The organism is Azospirillum sp. P4_B5, assembly GCF_056402275.1.
In genome coordinates this window covers 186,206-204,573 of sequence record NZ_JBFUHT010000018.1, presented here as the reverse complement: position 1 = coordinate 204,573, position 18,368 = coordinate 186,206, and the positions used below count along the sequence as shown (strand labels likewise).

At 70.1% G+C, this 18,368-nt stretch carries 16 protein-coding genes; 9 read left to right on the top strand and 7 right to left on the bottom strand.

Translation table 11 applies throughout. The features are described from left to right. Positions 1–2: 2 nt before the first annotated feature. Genes AC1DVI_RS15945 through AC1DVI_RS15935 form a run of 3 tightly spaced genes read right to left on the bottom strand, consistent with a single transcriptional unit; the run spans position 3 to position 4,681 of the window. Entirely contained in the window at positions 3–326 is a 324-nt protein-coding gene (locus AC1DVI_RS15945; RefSeq protein WP_476958789.1) for a rhodanese-like domain-containing protein, read from the bottom strand. Further along, on the bottom strand, positions 323–3,613 hold the full coding sequence (locus AC1DVI_RS15940; RefSeq protein ID WP_476958788.1) for an efflux RND transporter permease subunit: 3,291 nt from the start codon (positions 3,611–3,613) through the stop codon (positions 323–325). Before AC1DVI_RS15940 ends, AC1DVI_RS15945 begins: the two co-directional genes overlap by 4 nt. A 15-nt stretch (positions 3,614–3,628) precedes the next feature. Beyond that, a complete protein-coding gene (locus AC1DVI_RS15935; protein WP_476958787.1) occupies positions 3,629–4,681 on the bottom strand; it encodes an efflux RND transporter periplasmic adaptor subunit in 1,053 nt (350 codons plus the stop codon). 134 nt (positions 4,682–4,815) lie between these two features. On the opposite strand from AC1DVI_RS15935, the gene AC1DVI_RS15930 reads away from it, so the two are divergent. The 4 genes from AC1DVI_RS15930 to AC1DVI_RS15915 all read left to right on the top strand — a co-directional run bounded on the left by AC1DVI_RS15930 (position 4,816) and on the right by AC1DVI_RS15915 (position 9,005). After that, the gene (locus AC1DVI_RS15930) at positions 4,816–5,019 is read left to right on the top strand and encodes a YgaP family membrane protein (RefSeq protein WP_476958786.1); all 204 of its coding nucleotides are present in this window, start codon (positions 4,816–4,818) and stop codon (positions 5,017–5,019) included. 119 nt (positions 5,020–5,138) lie between these two features. After that, positions 5,139–6,434: an NAD(P)/FAD-dependent oxidoreductase gene (locus AC1DVI_RS15925; RefSeq protein WP_476958785.1), complete on the top strand. Its 1,296-nt coding sequence runs from the start codon at positions 5,139–5,141 to the stop codon at positions 6,432–6,434. A 104-nt stretch (positions 6,435–6,538) separates the two neighbouring features. Further along, a complete protein-coding gene (locus tag AC1DVI_RS15920; RefSeq protein ID WP_476958784.1) occupies positions 6,539–8,404 on the top strand; it encodes a sensor histidine kinase in 1,866 nt (621 codons plus the stop codon). Beyond that, positions 8,394–9,005 carry a response regulator transcription factor gene (locus tag AC1DVI_RS15915; protein WP_476958783.1) on the top strand — a complete coding sequence of 204 codons (612 nt, stop codon included), beginning with the start codon at positions 8,394–8,396 and terminating at the stop codon, positions 9,003–9,005. Before AC1DVI_RS15920 ends, AC1DVI_RS15915 begins: the two co-directional genes overlap by 11 nt. A gap of 19 nt (positions 9,006–9,024) precedes the next feature. On the opposite strand, the gene trxC is transcribed toward AC1DVI_RS15915, so the two are convergent. Then, positions 9,025–9,474: a thioredoxin TrxC gene (trxC, locus tag AC1DVI_RS15910; protein WP_476958782.1), complete on the bottom strand. Its 450-nt coding sequence runs from the start codon at positions 9,472–9,474 to the stop codon at positions 9,025–9,027. 267 nt (positions 9,475–9,741) lie between these two features. On the opposite strand from trxC, the gene AC1DVI_RS15905 reads away from it, so the two are divergent. The 4 genes from AC1DVI_RS15905 to AC1DVI_RS15890 all read left to right on the top strand — a co-directional run bounded on the left by AC1DVI_RS15905 (position 9,742) and on the right by AC1DVI_RS15890 (position 13,405). Further along, entirely contained in the window at positions 9,742–10,332 is a 591-nt protein-coding gene (locus AC1DVI_RS15905) for a hypothetical protein (protein ID WP_476958781.1), read from the top strand. A gap of 75 nt (positions 10,333–10,407) precedes the next feature. Further along, positions 10,408–11,193 carry an SDR family oxidoreductase gene (locus AC1DVI_RS15900; protein WP_476958780.1) on the top strand — a complete coding sequence of 262 codons (786 nt, stop codon included), beginning with the start codon at positions 10,408–10,410 and terminating at the stop codon, positions 11,191–11,193. Between the two features lie 29 nt (positions 11,194–11,222). Further along, positions 11,223–12,584, top strand: a complete 1,362-nt coding sequence (gene pabB / locus AC1DVI_RS15895; protein WP_476958779.1) for an aminodeoxychorismate synthase component I — start codon at positions 11,223–11,225, stop codon at positions 12,582–12,584. Continuing rightward, positions 12,581–13,405: an aminotransferase class IV gene (locus AC1DVI_RS15890; RefSeq protein WP_476958778.1), complete on the top strand. Its 825-nt coding sequence runs from the start codon at positions 12,581–12,583 to the stop codon at positions 13,403–13,405. Before pabB ends, AC1DVI_RS15890 begins: the two co-directional genes overlap by 4 nt. Before the next feature lie 8 nt (positions 13,406–13,413). Here the strand turns inward: AC1DVI_RS15890 and AC1DVI_RS15885 are convergent, their stop codons facing one another. Further along, positions 13,414–13,881 (bottom strand): DsrE family protein, encoded by a 468-nt coding sequence (locus AC1DVI_RS15885; protein WP_476958777.1) that lies wholly within the window; start codon positions 13,879–13,881, stop codon positions 13,414–13,416. A gap of 104 nt (positions 13,882–13,985) precedes the next feature. After that, positions 13,986–15,071, bottom strand: a complete 1,086-nt coding sequence (locus AC1DVI_RS15880; RefSeq protein WP_476958776.1) for a site-2 protease family protein — start codon at positions 15,069–15,071, stop codon at positions 13,986–13,988. A gap of 274 nt (positions 15,072–15,345) precedes the next feature. Here AC1DVI_RS15880 and AC1DVI_RS15875 point away from each other — a divergent pair, with 274 nt between their 5' ends. Next, on the top strand, positions 15,346–15,879 hold the full coding sequence (locus tag AC1DVI_RS15875) for a hypothetical protein (protein WP_476958775.1): 534 nt from the start codon (positions 15,346–15,348) through the stop codon (positions 15,877–15,879). 18 nt (positions 15,880–15,897) lie between these two features. On the opposite strand, the gene AC1DVI_RS15870 is transcribed toward AC1DVI_RS15875, so the two are convergent. Then, on the bottom strand, positions 15,898–18,306 hold the full coding sequence (locus AC1DVI_RS15870; RefSeq protein ID WP_476958774.1) for a transketolase: 2,409 nt from the start codon (positions 18,304–18,306) through the stop codon (positions 15,898–15,900). Positions 18,307–18,368 lie beyond the last annotated feature (62 nt).

The following is an 18,368-nucleotide window of genomic DNA, read 5'->3' as shown; positions in this document are numbered from 1 at the left end:
TCTCAGCGCTCGATCGGGCCGGACGCGGCCATCCAGGCGGCGATGCCGCCGTTCAGCCGGTAAATACCCCCGTTGTAGCCGCCGGCCGCCATCCTGGCCGACGCCGGGCCGCAGCGCCGCCCGCTCTGGCAATGGAAGACCAGATGCTTGCCCGTCGCGTCCGGCACGCGGGCCGGGTCGAACTGCGACAGCGGCACCAGCGTGGCGCCGGGGATGTGGCCGGCGCGGTGCTCATGCGGCTCGCGGACATCGACGATCACCGCCGAGCCGTCCTTCAGCCAGCCCATGACGGTGGCCGCGTCCACGGTCTTGATCTGGTCGCTCATGGTGTTTGCGCTCCGGTTGAGGCCGAGGAAGGAGAGTAGGGTCGTGAGCATGGCAATCCCTGGACGTTGGAAGGTTCACGATGGTCAGTGGCTTCCCCGCGCAGGACGATGTAGATCGCCGGGATCACCAGCACCGTCAGGAGGGTCGAGCTGAACAGCCCGAACAGCAGCGAGATCGCCAGTCCCTGGAAGATCGGGTCGGTCAGGATGAAGGCGGCGCCGATCATCGCGGCGACGGCGGTCAGCAGGATCGGCTTGAAGCGGATGGCCCCGGCCTCCAGCACCGCCTCGCGCAGCGGCGTCCCGCGCTCCCTCAGATGGCGGATGAAGTCCACCAGCAGGATGGAGTTGCGCACGATGATCCCGGCCAGCGCGATGAAGCCGATCATCGAGGTGGCGGTGAAGGCCGCGCCGAACAGCCAGTGGCCCAGCACGATGCCGATCAGCGTCAGCGGCACCGGCACCAGGATGACCAGCGGCAACTTGAAGCTGCCGAACTGGGCGACGACCAGCAGATAGATGCCCAGGATCGCCACGCCGAAGGCCGCCCCCATGTCGCGGAAGGTGACGTAGGTGATCTCCCACTCGCCATCCCACAGCAGCACCGGCCGGCTCTGGTCGTCCGGCTGGCCGTGCATCCGGATCTCCGGCGCGGCGGCCAGCCCGGCGGTGGTCCAATCGACGGCCTTCAACCGCTCCTGCACCGCCAGCATGCCGTAGACCGGCGCCTCGAACCGACCGGCCAGATCGGCCATGACCATCTCCGCGAAGCGCCCGTTGTGGCGGAACAGCGTGTGGGAGGCCGGTTCCCGCATCATCGTCACCAGATCGCCCAGCTCCACCGTGCCGCGCGCCCCCGGAACCGGGGTGGCGAGGAGGCGCTCGGACAGGAACAGGCCGGAACGCGGCATCTGCACGGCGATCTCGATGGGTGTGCGCCCCGCCCCGCGGTGCGAATATCCGACGGGAACGCCGCCGGTCAGCGCGTGCAGCGTGTCGTAGACGGCCTGCTCCTCCACGCCGTGGAACTCCAGGCTTTCGCGGTCCAGCGCGAAACGCAGCCGGTCGCCGGTCGGGCGGATGCTGTTCTCGATGTCGACGATGAAGTCCACGCCGCGGAAGGCGTCCTCCACCGCCAGCGCCGCCTTGCGCCGGGTCTCCGCGTCGGGGCCGTAGACCTCCATCAGCAGGGTGGACAGCACGGGCGGGCCGGGCGGCACCTCGACCACCTTCAGCACGGTTCCGGCGGGCAAGGGCAGGCCCGACAGCCGCGTCCGGATGTCGAGCGCGACCGCGTGGCTGCTGCGGCTCCGCTCGCTCTTGGGGGCGAGGTTGACCTGAAGGTCGCCCTGCTCCGGCTGGTCGCGCAGGTAATAATGCCGGACCAGGCCGTTGAAGTTGAAGGGGGACGCGGTCCCGGCATAGGCCTGGACGCTGGCCAGTTCCGGCAGATCGGCGATTTTTTGTGCTGCGGCGAGCAGGGCGCGCTCCGTGTCCTCCGGCGCCGCGCCGCGTGGCAGGTCGAGCACCACCTGAAGCTCCGACTTGTTGTCGAAGGGCAGCAGCTTCACCGCCACGTCCTTGGTGTAGAACAGCCCCGTCGAGGCGAGTGTCGCCACCCCGACCGTCAGCAGGAAGATCCAGGCCCGGCGCTTGCTGCGGACCAGCGGGCGCGCGGCGGCGCGGTAGAGGCGCCCGAGCCGCCCGCCGTCCTGCTCGCCGTGTCCGGCCCCGTGCCCGCTTACCGGAGACTCCCCCGGACGCAGCGCCACCATCAGCCAGGGCGTCAGCACCATGGCAACGAAGAAGCTGAAGACCATGGCCGCCGAGGCGTTGGCCGGGATCGGGCTCATGTAGGGCCCCATCAGGCCGGACACGAACATCATCGGCAGCAGCGCGGCGATGACCGTCAGCGTGGCGACGATGGTCGGGTTGCCGACCTCCGCCACCGCCTCGACGGCGGCCTGGACCTTGCTCCGCCCGTCGCGCATCGACCAGTGGCGGTCGATGTTCTCCACCACGACGATGGCGTCGTCGACCAGGATGCCGATGGAGAAGATCAGGGCGAACAGGCTGACCCGGTTGATGGTGTAGCCCATCAGCCAGGACGCGAACATGGTCAGCAGGATCGTCGTCGGGATGACCACCAGCGTCACCAGACCCTCGCGCCAGCCGATGGCTAGGACGATCAGCCCGACGATGGTGACGGTGGCGAGCGCCAGATGGAACAGCAGCTCGTTGACCTTCTCGTCGGCCGTCTCGCCGTAGTTGCGGGTGACGGTCAGCGTGAGATCCTTCGGCAGCCCCTCCGCCTGGATGGCCTGGACGCGCTCCAGCACGCGGTCGGCGATGGTGACGGCGTTGGCCCCGGCGCGCTTGGCGATGGCGATGGTGACGGCGGGGGTGCGGACCAGCCCGCCCTTGCCGTCCGGCACCAGATGCCAGGCGCTGTTCTCGTCGGGTCGCGCCCCCGCCACCACGTCGGCCACGTCCTTCACATAGACGGGCCGCCCGTCGCGGGTGGTGACCAGAAGCAGCCCGATGTCCGCCGTGCCCTGGAGCGTCTGGCCGGCGACCACCGGCAGGCTGCCGCCCGCGCTGCGCACCGACCCGGCGATGAAGGAGCGGTTGGCGTTCTTCACCTTGTCCACGAGCTGGTTCAGCGTGACGCCGTAGAGCGCCAGCCGTTCCGGGTCGGGCTCCACCCGGATCTGGTCGGGCTGGCCGCCGACGATGACGCTGCGCCCGACATCCTCGATCTGGGTGAGCTGGCCCAGCAGGTCGTCGGCCACCCCGTGCAGGGCGTTGACGGTCCATCGCCCGGCGGCCTCCGCCCTGGGCGACAGGGTCAGCGTCAGGATGGCGACGTCGTTGATGCCGCGCCCGACGATCAATGGTTCCGGGATGCCCAGCGGGATGCGGTCCATGCTGGCGCGGACCCGCTCGTGCACGCGCAGGATGGCGTCGTCGGACGGGGTGCCGACGAGGAAGCGCGCGGTGACCACCACGCGGTCGTCCATGGTCTGGCTGTAGGTGTGCTCGACCCCGTCGATGCCCTTGACGATCTCCTCCAGCGGCCGGGTGACCAGCTCCACCGCGTCGCCGGCCTTCAGCCCGTCGGCCTGGACGAGGATGTCGACCATGGGGACGCTGATCTGCGGCTCCTCCTCGCGCGGGAGGGACATGAGGGCGATGGCGCCGACCGCCAGCGAGGCGAGCAGCAGCAGCGGGGTCAGGGGGGAGCGGATGAAGGTCCGCGTCAGCACCCCGGAAAGGCCGAGCCTCATGGCATCCCCCTCACGTCACGAGCCCGCCGGGCGGACGATGACGTCGCCGGGCTTCAGGCCGGACAGGATCTCCAGCCCGCCGGGCCGGTCGCCGACCGTGGGAATCTCACCGCCCGCCTGGACCGGGACCTCCGTCCCGTCGGCAAGCCGGACGAAATCGGTGCCGAAGCGGCGCAGCAGCCAGTCCGGCGGGATCACCACCGCGTCGCGCATGCCGGTGGCGACATAGACCCGCACCCGCTCGCCAACGAAGAAGTCGCCGAGGCCGCTGACCGTGGCGTCGGCGACCACCCGACCGCCGGCCATCTCGGGATAGACCTGCCGGACGACGCCGCGCGCCAGCGCCGTGGCGCCGGGATCGGCGACGGGCACCGGAGCCAGCCCGCGCTGGCCGACCAGCACCGGGTCGCCCTCCTTCAGGAAGCGGGCGTGCCGCTCCGGCAGGTGCAGGCGCAGGATGTAAGTGTCGGTGGCGATGCTGGCGACCGGCTCGCCCGGCATGACCACGGCGCCGGCGATCACCTTGACCTGGAGGACGCGCCCGGCAGCGGGAGCCAGCACCTCCCCCTCCCGCAGTTGCTGGGCGATGACGGAGCGTTCGGCCTCCATGGCGGCGATCTGGGCGCGGGCGACGTCCAGCGCGGCCTGCGCGTCGTCCAGCCGCTGCTGCGTGCCGGTGCCGCTGGCGCGGAGCTGGCGGGCGCGGCCCAGTTCCAGCTCCGCCTGATGCTGCTGCGCCTTCAGCGCCTGGATGCGCGCGTCGAGCGCGGCGAGCTGGAGCGGCAGCTTGGGGTCGCGCACGGTGGCGATGACCTGCCCGACGGCCACCTTGTCGCCCTCCGTCACCGTCAGATCGGCGACGGTGCCGCCGATGCGGGTGCGGGCCAGCGTCTCGCGCACGCTTTCCACGGTGGCGAAGACCGCCTTCAAATCCTCCACCGGGCGCGGCTGCACGGTCAGGCTGTCGGGCTCGGCCGCCGTCGCGGACCGGGGAAAGAGGGCCGCCAGCAGGGCGACGGCGAGCAGCGCCTTGCGGGCCGACGAGCGTGGGAGATGGGAACGGGGCATGGCGAGCCACTTCGAACGGGAGGAACGGAACTCGGGGTGTCCTGATTCTATATTTTAGTCATTGCTAAATTAGCGTCAACGAATAAAATGCGTTGACCAGCCGGCAGTCCATCCGGCTCGAAGGAGACCGCCTCATGAGCATCGACCGCATCGTCATGGCTTTCGCCGGGATCGTGATCCTGCTGAGCCTCGCCCTGTCCCAGATTCACGGCCCGAACTGGCTGTGGCTGACCGCCTTCGTCGGGGCCAACCTGCTCCAGGCGGCCTTCACCGGCTTCTGCCCGCTGGCGATCGCGCTGAAGCGGATCGGGCTGCGCCCCGGCATGGCCTTCGAGTAAGGCGGGGAGCTGGGCAAAGCGGGGCTTTTCGACCAATACACCCACACAACCGGGCGGCCCAGGACCGGCGCGCGAGAACCGGCCGAACAGACCCGGATCTTCATGGAGAGGAAACGGATATGGCCCACATCGTCGTACTCGGGGCGGGCATCGGCGGCATACCGATGGCCTACGAGCTGAAGGATCGGACGCGGCCCGGCGACCGGATCACCGTCGTCTCGAACAGCAGCCAGTTCCAGTTCGTGCCGTCCAACCCCTGGGTGGCGGTCGGCTGGCGCAAGCGCGGCGACATCACCGTCGCTCTGGCCGAGCCCTTCGCCCGCAAGGGCATCGCCTTCAACCATTCCGGCTGCCGCGCGCTGCGGCCCCAGGACAACGCGCTGGATCTCGGGGACGGGACCAGCCTCAGCTACGACCAGCTCGTCGTCGCCACCGGCCCCGAACTGGCCTTCGACGAGATCGAGGGCTTCGGGCCGCAGGCCAACACCGTCTCGATCTGCCACGTCGACCACGCGGAGGAGGCCGCCAAGCGGTGGGAGGCGTTCTGCCGCAACCCCGGCCCGCTGGTCGTCGGGGCGGTGCAGGGAGCGTCCTGCTTCGGCCCGGCCTACGAATTCGCGATGATCGCCGACGCCGACCTGCGCCGCCGCAAGATCCGCCACAAGGTGCCGATGACCTTCATCACGTCGGAACCCTACATCGGGCATCTCGGGCTGGGCGGGGTGGGCGACACCAAGGGGCTTCTGGAATCGGCGCTGCGCGAACGGCACATCCAATGGATCGCCAACGCCCGCGTCGACCGCTTCGAGCCCGACACGGTCCACGTCACGGAGGTCGACGCCGACGGCAAGGACAAGGCGCGGCATGCGGTGGGCAGCCGCCTGACCATGATGCTCCCCGCCTTCCGCGGCATCGCCCCGTTGCGCGGTGTGGAGGGGCTGGTGAACCCGCGCGGTTTCGTGCTGACCGACCGCCACCAGCGCAACCCGACCTTCCGCAACGTCTTCGGCGTCGGCGTCTGCATCGCCATCCCGCCGGTGGAGAAGACGCCGGTCCCGGTGGGCGTTCCGAAGACCGGCTACATGATCGAGACCATGGTGACCGCCGCCGCCCACAACATCCGCGCCATCCTGGACGGCAAGGAACCGACGGAGGAGGCGACCTGGAACGCGCTCTGCCTCGCCGATTTCGGGGACAGCGGAGTCGCCTTCGTCGCCATGCCGCAGATCCCGCCGCGCAACGTCAACTGGTCGTCGCACGGGCGCTGGGTCCATCTCGCCAAGGTCGGCTTCGAGCGCTACTTCCTGCGCAAGGTGCGCAAGGGCATCGGCGAGCCGGTCTATGAACGCTACGCGCTGAAACTGCTGGGCCTGACGCGCGTGCAGCCGGACGCGCCGGCCACGCTGGACGGGTAAGGAGCCATACGGATTGAAAGTGGCCGGGCACGGGTGTATGCGGCGCGTGGGAAGCCGCCTTCCCCGCGCCTTTTCCCGTTCAAGTGCCCCGTCCGAAGGAAGCCATGGCCCCCACGCCCCGACCGGTTCGCCTGACGCTCGCGCTGGCCGGGATTCTCGCCGCGACCATTCTGGCGGTGGTCCCGGCCCGGGCGGTGGAGCCGCCGATTCGCGTCGGCGTGCTGGCCTACCGTGGCGGCGACCATGCCAACGCCGTCTGGGAACCGACCGTCCGCTATCTGGCGGACCGCTTTCCGGAACGCGGGGCGGAGATGGTGCCGCTCGACCTGCCGGGCATGGACGCGGCGGTTGTCGCCGGCAACGTCGATTTCGTGCTGACCAACACCGGCAATTATGTGGAGCTGGAGGCCCGCCACGGCGTCACCCGCATCGCCACGCTCCACTCCTCCCGCTCCGGCGTGTCGGGGGCGGCGGTGGGCTCGGCGCTGATCGTCCGCGCCGGGCGCGACGACATCCGCAGCCTCGCCGACCTCAAGGGCAAGACCGTGATGGCGGTGGACCCCGATGCCTTCGGCGGCTTCCAGGTCGCCTGGGGCGCGCTGCTGACCGCCGGGGTCGACCCCTACGCCGACCTGAAGGAGCTGCACTTTTCCGGTTTCCCCGTGGACCGCGTCGCCTTCGCCGTCCGCGACGGCGCGGTGGACGCCGGTGTGCTGCGCGCCTGCGTGCTGGAAGAGCTGGCCGAGGAAGGCCACCTCGACCGTGCGGGGTTCCGGGTCATCGCCCCGCGCACGGAGCCGGAGTTCGGCTGCGCCCTGTCCACCGGCCTCTACCCCGACTGGCCGCTCGCCCGGCTGGCTAGAACGCCGGAGGATCTGGCGAAGGCGGTGGTCGTCGCGCTGTTCCAGATGCCGGAGGGCCATCCGGCGGCGCTGGCCGGCGGTTACGAGGGCTGGACGGTGCCGATGGACTACCAGCCGGTCCACGGCCTGTTCCGCAGCCTGCGCATCGGCCCCTACGAGCATCTGCGCGACGTCACCCTGCTCGACCTCGCGCGGGAGCATTGGCACTGGCTGGCGCTGGCGGCGCTCGCCCTGCTGTGGTGGGCGGTCCATTCGCTGCGGGTCGAGCATCTCATCAAGGTGCGCACGGCGGAACTGCGCGCCGCCAACCGCGAGCTGCGCCGCGAGATGGCCGAGCGCCGCCGCGCCGAGGACACTGCCCGCGAGCGGCAGAAGGAGATGGACCATGTCGCCCGCCTCTCCATCCTCGGTGAAATGGCCAGCAACATCGCGCATGAGCTGAACCAGCCGCTGGGCGCCATCGCCAACTACGCGCGCGGCTGCACGCGGCGGCTGGAGGCCGGGGTGGGCAGCCCCGCGGAGTTCGCCGAGGCCTCCCGCGCCATCGCCGCCCAGGCCGACCGCGCCGGGCAGATCATCGCGCGCATCCGCGACTTCGTGCGCAAGCGCGCCGTCCAGCTCGAACCGGCCGACGTCAACGGCGCGGTGGAGGCGGCGTTGCAGCTCTGCGAGGGGCGGGCGCGCAGCGGCAACATCCCGGTCATCCGCGACCTGACCCCCGGGCTGCCGCCGGTCCTTGCCGACCGGGTGCAGATCGAGCAGGTCGTGCTGAACCTCGTCAAGAACGCGCTCGACGCCATGGATGGTGGGCCGGACGGCGGGGCGGGGGAGGGCCGGGGCGTCACCGTGCGCACCGGCCTGGACGCGGACGGGCGGGTGGAGATCGCCGTGGCGGACCGCGGGCACGGGCTGTCGGAGGACGCGCGGGCGCGGCTGTTCGACCCCTTCTTCACCACCAAGCCCGGCGGCATGGGCCTCGGCCTGTCGATCTGCCGGACCATCGTGGAAAGCCACGGCGGCCATCTCTGGGCCACCGATCATCCGGGCGGGGGCACCGTGGTGCGCTTCGTCCTGCCCGCAGCGGAGGAGAAGGTCGATGCAGGCTGACGCGGCCCGCACCGTTTACGTGGTGGACGACGATCCGGCGATGCGCCACTCGCTGGGCTGGCTGATCGGCTCGCTGGGCGTGGCGGTGGAGTCCTTCGGCTCCGGCGAGGAGTTCCTGCGCGCCATGCGCGCCGACCGGCCCGGCTGCCTCGTCACCGACGTGCGGATGCCGGGGATGAGCGGGCTGGAGTTGCAGGACACGCTGGCTCGCGCCGGCTCCGTCCTCGCCGTGGTGGTCATCACCGGCCACGGCGACGTGCCGATGGCCGCCCGGGCCTTCCGCGCCGGGGCGGTGGATGTCATCGAAAAGCCCTTCAACGACCAGCTCCTCCTCGACCGGGTGCACGAGGCGCTGGAGAAATCCCGCGGGGCCTGGGAGGCGCAAGCGCGCAAGGCCCAGGTCCGCGCCCTGCTGGCCCGCCTGACTCCGCGGGAGCGGCAGGTCGCCGATCTGGTGGTGCAGGGCAAGCCGAACAAGGTCATCGCCGCGGAGATCAACCTCAGCCTGAAGACGGTGGAGGTTCATCGCCACAACGTCATGGACAAGCTGGAGGTTGCCTCCGTCTCCGATCTGACCCGGCTGCTTCTGGAAGCGGAGTAAAGGTCAGGCCCGACAACGCTCAAACGGCCGCCATCGCCTGCCGCACCCAGCCGAGCAGGGCGGGCAGCGGCATCGCCCCGGCGGTGCGGGCCACCTCGCGCCCGTGATGGACCAGCACGAGGGTCGGGATGCTGCGCACGCCGAAGCGGGCGGCCAGATCGGGTGCCGCCTCGGTGTCGACCTTTGCGAGGCGGACATGGGGTTCCAGCCGACCGGCGGCCTGCTCGAAGACCGGCGCCATCATCCGGCACGGCCCGCACCACTCCGCCCAGAAGTCGATGAGCAGCGGCAGGTCGCTGCGCTCCGCCTGGGCGGTGAAGCGGGCGGCGGTCAGCGCGATCGGCTTGCCCTGGAACAGCGGTTGGCCGCAGCGGCCGCATTTGCCGGCGCCGGGCTGGTCCAGGCGGCTGCGGGGCATGCGGTTCAGGGTGTCGCAGTGTGGGCAGGCGACGTGCAGAAGGTCGGACATGGCGCGGCTCCCCTCCAGGACGGGCGTCTTTATGAGCGTGATCTAATGCAGCTCGGAGCCGGCGCAAGAGGCCGGTGGCGCGGGGCAGGGCTGCGGCCGGCAACCCTTTTCCGTGTGGGGTCAAGCGGAGGACACGACGCAGGGATGTGCGCCTTCGGCATTGCGGTTGGGCGTGCGCTGTTCCTAGAATGCCGGCCCGTGGCCGTTCCCCCGCCGGGAGCGGCCAAGTCCTTTCGCCCGCATCCTTCCGCAGAACCGCGATTTCGAATGAAGCCTTCCTTTTCGTCCGCCTCCGCCGCCGGCTGTTCCCCCGTGGACGAGTCCGGTTCCGTCCTGGCGCACGCGCGGGCTCTGACGGCGGGATGGGGAGTCGGGGCGCGGGCGCTGTCCAGGCTGCCCGCCGCCGCGGTCCCGGCGCCCTATCGGGCGCTGCTCGACCACGACCGCGGCATGACCGCCGTCCTGTCGGAGCGGTGGGGCGAGCCGGTGGGCGTGCGGGTGCTGCGCCAGAGGACGGAGCCCGGTGGGACGGCGCTGCTGCGCGATATCGTGCTGACCGTCGGGCCGGACGCGCTGCCGGTGGAATTGGCGAGCATCCGCATCGCGCTCGACGGCTTTCCCGCGGCCTTCGCCGAACAGCTCTGCGAGGGGACGGAGCCCTTCGGGCGCCTGCTGGCGCGCAACGGGGTCGCCTTCTCGGTGGAGGTGCTGGGCCTGCTGACCGCGCCCGCCGCCGACGTCTGGGCCGCCGAGGGGCGGGTGTCCGCTGGTGCCGCGCTGTACGGGCGCCTCGGGCGGCTGGTGCGGGCGGACGGCTGGACCATCGCGGAAACGGTGGAACTGCTTCCCCGCGCCTGATGCCCTAACGGGGTGCCATCCGGCGGGGCATCTGATAAATCTGCAAGACCGTCCACGCTCTCCGCATCGGTGACCATGACCGCTCCGCATCTTCCGTATCTGTCGCAGTTCTCGCTGGAAGGACGGGTGGCGCTGGTCACCGGATCCGGGCGCGGGCTGGGTCTGGAAATCGCCCGCGCCATGGCCGGGTCCGGCGCCCATGTGCTGCTGAACGGGCGCGACGCCACGCGGCTGGAGCCGTTGGCCGAGGCCATCGCCGCGGCCGGCGGGCGGGCCTCGGTGCTGGCCTTCGATGTGGCCGACCGGGACGCGGTGCGGGACGCCTTCGCGCGGATCGCGCGGGACCATGGGCGGCTGGACGTGCTGGTCCAGAATGTCGGGCAGCGCAACCGCAAGCCGCTGACCGACTTCGCGGACGAGGAAATCAGCGACCTGCTCAACGTCGATCTGGCCGCCGGCCTGATCCTGGCGCGGGAGGCGGCGCGGCTGATGCTGCCCCAGGGCTTCGGACGGCTGATCACGGTGACTTCCATCTCCGGGCAGATCGCCCGCGCCAACGACGCGGTCTACGCCGCCGCTAAGGCCGGGCTGGCCGGCATGGTGCGGGCGCTCGCCGCCGAGTACGGCGCAAAGGGCCTGACCAGCAACGCCGTCGCGCCGGGCTTCTTCGCGACGGAAACCAACGCCGGCATCACCGGCAACCCGGCCCTGTCCGCCTATTTCGAGGGACGCACCCCGATCGGCCGGTGGGGCCGACCGGAGGAGATCGCCGGGGCCGCGGTGTTCCTGGCCTCGCCCGCCGCGTCCTACGTCAATGGGCATGTGTTGGTGGTGGACGGCGGCGCCACCATTCTCATGTGAAGGCCGGTCTTACAGGAAGCTCCGCCGCCATGCTGGCGATCCCCTTGTCATGCGCCGATCCGGCGGAGGCCTTCCGCGCCCTGTCCGGACAGCCCTGGTCGATGCTGCTCGACAGCGCCGCCCCGCACCCGGCCCATGGGCGCTACAGCTACATCGCGGCGGAGCCCTTCCGCACCCTGGAGTCGCTGGACGGGCGGGTCTATCTCGACGGCCGGCCGGTGGGGGGCGACCCCTTCGCTATGCTGGCGGAGGAGCTGGCGCGCCACGCCCGGCCCGAGGGGCGGCCGGGACCGGCGCCCTTCCGCGGCGGCGCGGTCGGCTTCATCGGCTACGAGGCGGGGCTGCGGCTGGAGCGCATCCGCTCGCGCCACGCCAACCCCAGTGGCCAGCCGGAGATGGCCTTCGGCTTCTACGACGCGGTGGCCGCCTTCGACCATGCGGAGCGCCGCGCCTGGGTGATCGCCGCCCGCCCGGAGGCGGAGGGCCGCGCCCGCGCCCTGGCGGCCCGGCTGGAGGGCGGCGGAGCGTCCCCCCTCGGCCCCGTTTCGGCCTCTCCCTGGCGGAGCGAACTGGAGCGCGACGACTATCTGGCGCGGGTGGAGCGGGTGCTGGAGTATATCCGGGCCGGCGACATCTATCAGGCCAACTTCACCCAGCGCTTCCTGGCCGAGCGGCGCGACGGGCTGGACGCCTATGCGCTGTACCGGCGGCTGCGCGCGATCAGCCCGGCGCCCTTCGCCGCCTATCTCGATTGCGGCCCGCGCCTGCGCATCGCCAGCGCCTCGCCGGAGCGCTTCATCCGGCTCAGCGCCGCCGGGGAGGTCGAGACGCGCCCGATCAAGGGCACCCGCCCGCGCTACGCCGACCCCGCCACGGATGCCGCCGCCGCCGCGGAGCTGGTGGCCAGCGTCAAGGACCGGGCGGAGAACCTGATGATCACCGACCTGCTGCGCAACGACCTCGGCCGGGTGTCGCGGGTGGGCAGCGTCCGGGTCCCGACGCTCTACGGGCTGGAGAGCTTCGCCAGCGTGCATCACCTCGTCTCGGTGGTCACGGCGCGGCTGCGGCCCGGCCTGGGGGCGGTGGACCTGCTGCGGGCGGCGCTGCCCGGCGGCTCGATCACCGGGGCGCCCAAGATCCGCGCCATGCAGATCATCGACGAGCTGGAGGTGGCGCGGCGCGGCGCCTATTGCGGCTCCGTCGCCTGGCTCGGCTTCGATGGCGCGATGGACAGCAGCATCGTCATCCGCACCCTCTCCATCACGCCCGACGCGGTGATCGCCCAGGCCGGCGGCGGTATCGTCGCCGATTCCGACCCGGCGGACGAGCATGAGGAGATGATGGTCAAGATCCGCGCCCAGCTCCGCGCGCTGGAGGAGGCCCGGACATGACCGTCGTCTGGCTGAACGGGCGCCTGCTGCCGGCGGCGGAGGCGCGCATCGACCCGGCGGACCGTGGCTTCACGCTGGGCGACGGGCTGTTCGAGACAATCCGGGTGGCCGGCGGCACCGCCCGGCATCTCGACCGGCATCTCGCCCGGTTGGCGGACAGTGCGGCATTGCTCGGCCTGCCGCTGCCTTACGACGCTACGGCTCTGGCCGGCGCCGCCGAAGCGCTGATCGCGGCTGAGGGCCGGAGGGACGGCTTGGCGACGGGCGTGCTGCGGGTGACGCTGACGCGGGGCACCGGAGCGCGCGGCGTGCTGCCGCCGGCGGACGCCGTGCCGACGCTGCTGATGACCCTGGCGCCCGCGCCGCCGCCCGCCGGCCCGGTGGAGGCGGTCATCGCCCAAACCACCCGGCGCAACGAGCATTCGCCGCTGTCGCGCGTGAAGTCGCTGAATTACCTGGACTCCATCCTCGCCCGCCAGGAGGCGGCGACGCGCGGCGCGGGGGAGGCGCTCCTGCTCAATGGCGCGGGCCGGCTGGCCGAGGCCAGCGTGGCGAACTTGTTCATCGTCCGGGACGGGCACCTGCTGACCCCGCCGGTCGCCGAGGGCGCGCTGCCGGGCATCCGCCGCGCGCTGATCCTGGAACGGGGCGATGCCGGGGAGGCGCCGCTTTCCGTGGCCGATTTGTTGGGGGCCGGGGAAGCCTTCCTGACCAACAGCCTTGGCGTACGCCCCCTGCTGCGCGTCGATGGGCAGGCCATTGGCGCCGGAAGGGTAGGGCCGGTAACGGCGGCCCTGCTGAAAGACATCGCGGCGGAATAGAGCGTCTGTTACGGTCGGAGGTAGGACCAGCCCTCTTCCTGAAGCTGCATCAGGCGGACGACGCCGGAGGGCACCAGCTTGGCTTCCGGCACCATGGGGACCTCGCCCTGTTCGACGCGGATCATGCCGTTGCGGGTGTTCTCGCAGGCGGAATAGGTCAGGGTGGGCAGGCTGCCCTTCAGCGACGCCAGCCGGTCCTTTACGGGCGAACGGTCGGCGCGCAGCATGTGCAGGCCAGGGCCGAAGGTGACCAACTCGACCTCCACCGTCTCGCCGATGTTCTTGTAATACTCGATGATGTTCTTGACGTTGTTCAGCGCCATGTTCATCAGCGCCGGGTCGTTGCTGCTGACCTGGATGGCGACGCGGTGGACGCCGGGCTGGTCCGCCCCCGCCTTCCGCCCCGCCATGGCGGCGGTCATTCCGGCGAAGCCGGCCATTGCCAGGGCCGCCCGGCGCGTGGAGCGCATCGCCATGTCATCCTCCCTTTCGCTGTGGGGGCATCCGCTGTCCTAGCACAATGACCCCGGCCGCCGCTTGTTCCCGAAGGGAGTGCCCGCGCAACGGAAGGGGGAGGCGGTCAGCGGCGCAGGGCGTGTTTGGCGGCCTGGACCATCATCATCTCCCCCACATTTTCCGGAGTCACCAGCCCGACCAGCCGGCCGTTGCCGTCATCGACGCCGACCGCGGGCAGGCTCTTTTCCTGGATCAGGCGCAACGCCTCCTCCAGCTTGCCGTGCCGGTGGATCACGGGGATGTCGGGGCGCATCACCTCCAGCACCGGCGTGTCCGGGCCGCGATCGCGCAGGGCGCGGATCAGGTCGTCGCGGGTCAGCACGCCGCGCAGCGTGCCGGCGCCGTCCACCACGGGAAACTCGTGCTGGGTCGTGCGGATCAGGCATTGCACCGCGTCCTCCAGCACGCCGGAGGGCGGCAGCGTCTCGAAGCGGGTGACCATGGCGTCCGACACGACCACGCCGTTGGTGATCTCGCGCATCTGCACCGCGTGGGCCTCCGACGAGGCGCCCAGATAGACGAACAGCGCGATGAACAGCAGCATCGGGTTGCCGAACAGACCGAGCAGGCCCAGCCCGATGGCCACCGCCTGTCCGACCGAGGCCGCCACCTGGGTGCCGCGGACATAGCCCATGCGGCTCGCCAGCACCGCCCGCAGCACGCGCCCGCCATCCATGGGGAAGGCCGGGATCAGGTTGAACAGCGCCAGGAACAGGTTCACCACGGCGAGCCGGGACAGCACGTCAATGCCGGCGTTCCGCACCTCCGCCGCTTCCGCCGGCACGAAGCCGCCGAGCGCGGCGTAGAGCAGCGCCGCGATCACCAGATTGACCGCCGGCCCGGCCAGCGCCACCACCAGTTCCTGCGACGGCTTTTCCGGCAACCGCTCCAGACGGGCCACCCCGCCGATGGGCAGCAGGGTGATGTCCGGCGTGCGGACACCGTAGCGCCGGGCGGCGAAGACGTGCCCGAACTCGTGCAGCAGCACGCAGAGGAACAGCAGCGAAAGAAAGACCACCCCCTCCAGCGCCGCCGGCCAGCCGCCCTGTGCGTGGTAGGCGGCGCCGATCCACAGAAGGAACAGGAAGAAGGTGATGTGGATGCGGATCACCGTGCCCTTCACGGTGCCGATGGGGATCGACCAGCTCATCCCGACCTCGCCTTGCGCTGTGACCGATGTGGGTACGTTCCTTATGTGGTGATCCTGGGCGCGTGGCGTCACGGTGTGCCTGGAAGGGGCATTTTCCAGGGGCAAGGCCGGCTCTCATCGTATCCTGGGAGTCGCTCAACCAGTCCGCTGCCCTTTCATCGTGTTGTTTATTATTAGTAGAGTAATATCTAATTTATTCCCTGAATCGGCTTGTCCCTATCGGCGATTACGCACTACCATCGTTTGTATTTCGTGGATTGAATGAGGGTATGCAATGGGCTTGCTCGACAGCATGGCTGAAGCAACGATCAAAACCAGCGCCACCGGGCAAAGGTTGTATTTCCCCTTTGGCATGTTCGGCCGCGCCCGCATTGTGCCGAACGAGCAAGAGGAGAACAAAATAAAGGCCTTGACCAAGCGATCAGCTGTTACTGGCTCAATCTCCAGCTTACTTTTACTTGCATTAAAACCGTCAGTCTCCACAGTATTGATTTTAATTTTCCTAGGACTCATCGTCCAGATTTTCGTGAATTATATTATGGCACGCAAGTATATACTCTCGGATGAGCGGATGACATGGGCGGAGGCAACGCGCATATCTGTCCACAAATCCGACCGAGGCAGCCTCTGGGTGTTCTTTGGTCTCGGTGTTGTGATGACGGCGCTGAGCGTCTTCGCCACCTTTGCCGTCTTTGCCATGAAGGACGACCTGTGGGACAAGATCACGGCGCTTTGTGGTGTGGCGTTTTTCGGAGCAGGCACCCTTTTCTTTCTGTGGATGATCCGTCAGGCAGGCCAGCGCGAGTGATGGGCTGGCCCGTCCAGTCTACATCGCCTTCAAGTAACGGACCGGGCGGCCGGGGGACAACGCCTCCGCCGCGCGGACGATGGCCTGGGCGTCGATCCCGTGGTGGCGGTAGAGGTCCGCGATGGTGCCGGTCTGGCCGAAATGCTCCACTCCCAGCGCCCGCGTGCGGTGACCAAGGACCGAGCCCAACCAGCCCAGCCCCGCCGGATGCCCGTCCTGCACCGTCACCAGCGCGCAATGGGACGGCACACCCTCCAGCAGCCGTTCAACGTGGGAGCGCGCATGGGGCTTGCCGCGTTCGCGCGCCCGTTGCGCGGCGCTCCAGCCGGCGTGCAACCGGTCGGCGGAGGTGACGGCCAGCAGGCCGACGTCGCGGCGGTCCTCGCCGAGCATCCCCACGGCCTCGATGGCCTCCGGCGCCACCACGCCGCTGTAGGCGACCACCACCTGGGCGTTCGGGCCGGGACGGCGCAGCCAGTAGGCGCCCTGCACAATGCCGCTCTCCAACTCCACGTCCATCGTCCGGACCGGCTGCTCCAGCACGCGCGACGACAGGCGCAGATAGACCGAGCCGCCCGTCTCGTCGCGCAGCCAAGTCCGCTCGTCCGGCTCTCCCTCGCCCTCCCGCTGCATGTAGTCGAAGGCCCAGCGCATGGTGACGGCCAACTCGTCGGCGAAGGCCGGCTCGAAGCAGGCCAGCCCGTCCTGGGCCATGCCGACCAGCGGCGTGGCGATGGACTGGTGCGCCCCGCCTTCCGGGGCCAGGGATACGCCGGACGGGGTCGCCACCAGCAGGAACCGGGCGTCCTGATAGCAGGCGTAGTTCATCTGGTCCGCCGCCCGCATCACGAAGGGGTCGTAGACGGTGCCGATGGGCAGCAGCCGTTCCCCGAACAGCGAATGCGACAGGCCCAGCGCCGACAGCAGGATGAACAGGTTGGATTCGGCGATGCCCAGTTCGAAATGCTGGCCGTCGGGCGAGAAGTCCCACGTGTAGGTGGAGGGGATGCGCTCCTTCTTGAACAGGTCGGCCAGCGCGCTCTTGGCGAACAGGCCGCGGCGGTTCACCCAGGCGCCGAGGTTGGTGGAGACCGTCACGTCCGGCGCGGTCGTCACGATGCGCTCCGCCAGTTCCGTCTTCTCGCGCCCCAACTCGTTCAAGATGAGGCCGAAGGCCGCCTGGGTGGACAGCGCCTTCTGCGTCGGAGCGGCCAGCGCCGCCGGCACCGGGACCGCCGCGGCACCATGGCGCCGCCGCCCCTTGGCCGCGAAGGGCACCCGCTTCAGGAAGGCGTCCAATTCCGCCGCCGGCCGGCTCAGCCCCTCGAAGCGGTCCCACTCATGGCCCGGGCGGACGGCGTTGGCGGCGCGGAACGCCTCCATCTGCGCCGGGGTCATCAGGCCGGAATGGTTGTCCTTGTGCCCGGCGAGCGGCAGCCCGGCACCCTTGATGGTGTAGGCGATGAAGCAGACCGGCCGGTCGTGCGTGCGCGCCTGGGCGAAGGCGTCGAGCAGCGAGGGCAGGTCATGGCCGCCGAGATTGCCCATCAGCCGGGCCAGTTCCTCGTCGTTGCGGCGCTCGATCAGGCGGGTGACCGGCCCCTGGTCGCCGAGGTCGTCGAGCAGCCGCTTCCGCCACGCCGCCCCGCCCTGGTAGGTCAGCGCGGAGTAGAGCTGGTTCGGGCACCGGTCGATCCAGTCGCGCAGGCGCTCGCCGCCCTCCTCCTGGAAGGCCGCCTGCATCAGTGCGCCGTATTTCAGGATCACCACGTCCCAGCCGAAGGCGCGGAAGATGTTCTCCAGCCGCTCCCACAGACCTTCGCGGATCACCGCGTCCAGGCTCTGGCGGTTGTAGTCGACGATCCACCAAGTGTTGCGCAGACCGTGCTTCCAGCCTTCCTGAAGGGCTTCGAAGATGTTGCCCTCGTCCATCTCGGCATCGCCGACCAGCGACACCATGCGCCCCTCGGGCAGGTCCTTCGCCCAGCCCTTGGCTTTCACATAGTCCTGCACCAGCGAGGCGAAGAGCGTCTGCGCCACCCCCAGCCCGACCGAGCCGGTGGAGAAGTCCACGTCGTCCACGTCCTTGGTCCGCGACGGGTAGGATTGGGCGCCCTTGAAGCCGCGGAAATTCTCCAGATTCCCGCGCGTCTGGTTGCCCAGCAGATACTGGATGGCGTGGAAGATCGGGCTGGCGTGCGGCTTCACCGCCACCCGGTCCTCCGGGCGCAAGGCCTGGAAATAGAGCGCCGTCATGATCGTCGCCAGCGAGGCCGAGGACGCCTGATGCCCGCCGATCTTCAACCCGTCCTGGTTGGGGCGGACGTGGTTGGCGTTGTGGATCGTCCAGGACGCGAGCCAGAGAACCTTGCGCTCCAGCTCGCGCAGGCAGGCGAGGTCGGCGTGGTTCGGATGGGTCGCGTCCATGTCTGTTTCCCTCGTGACGGAACGGCGGTCGATGATCGGCGAAGCCTATCATTTGTGCCGCG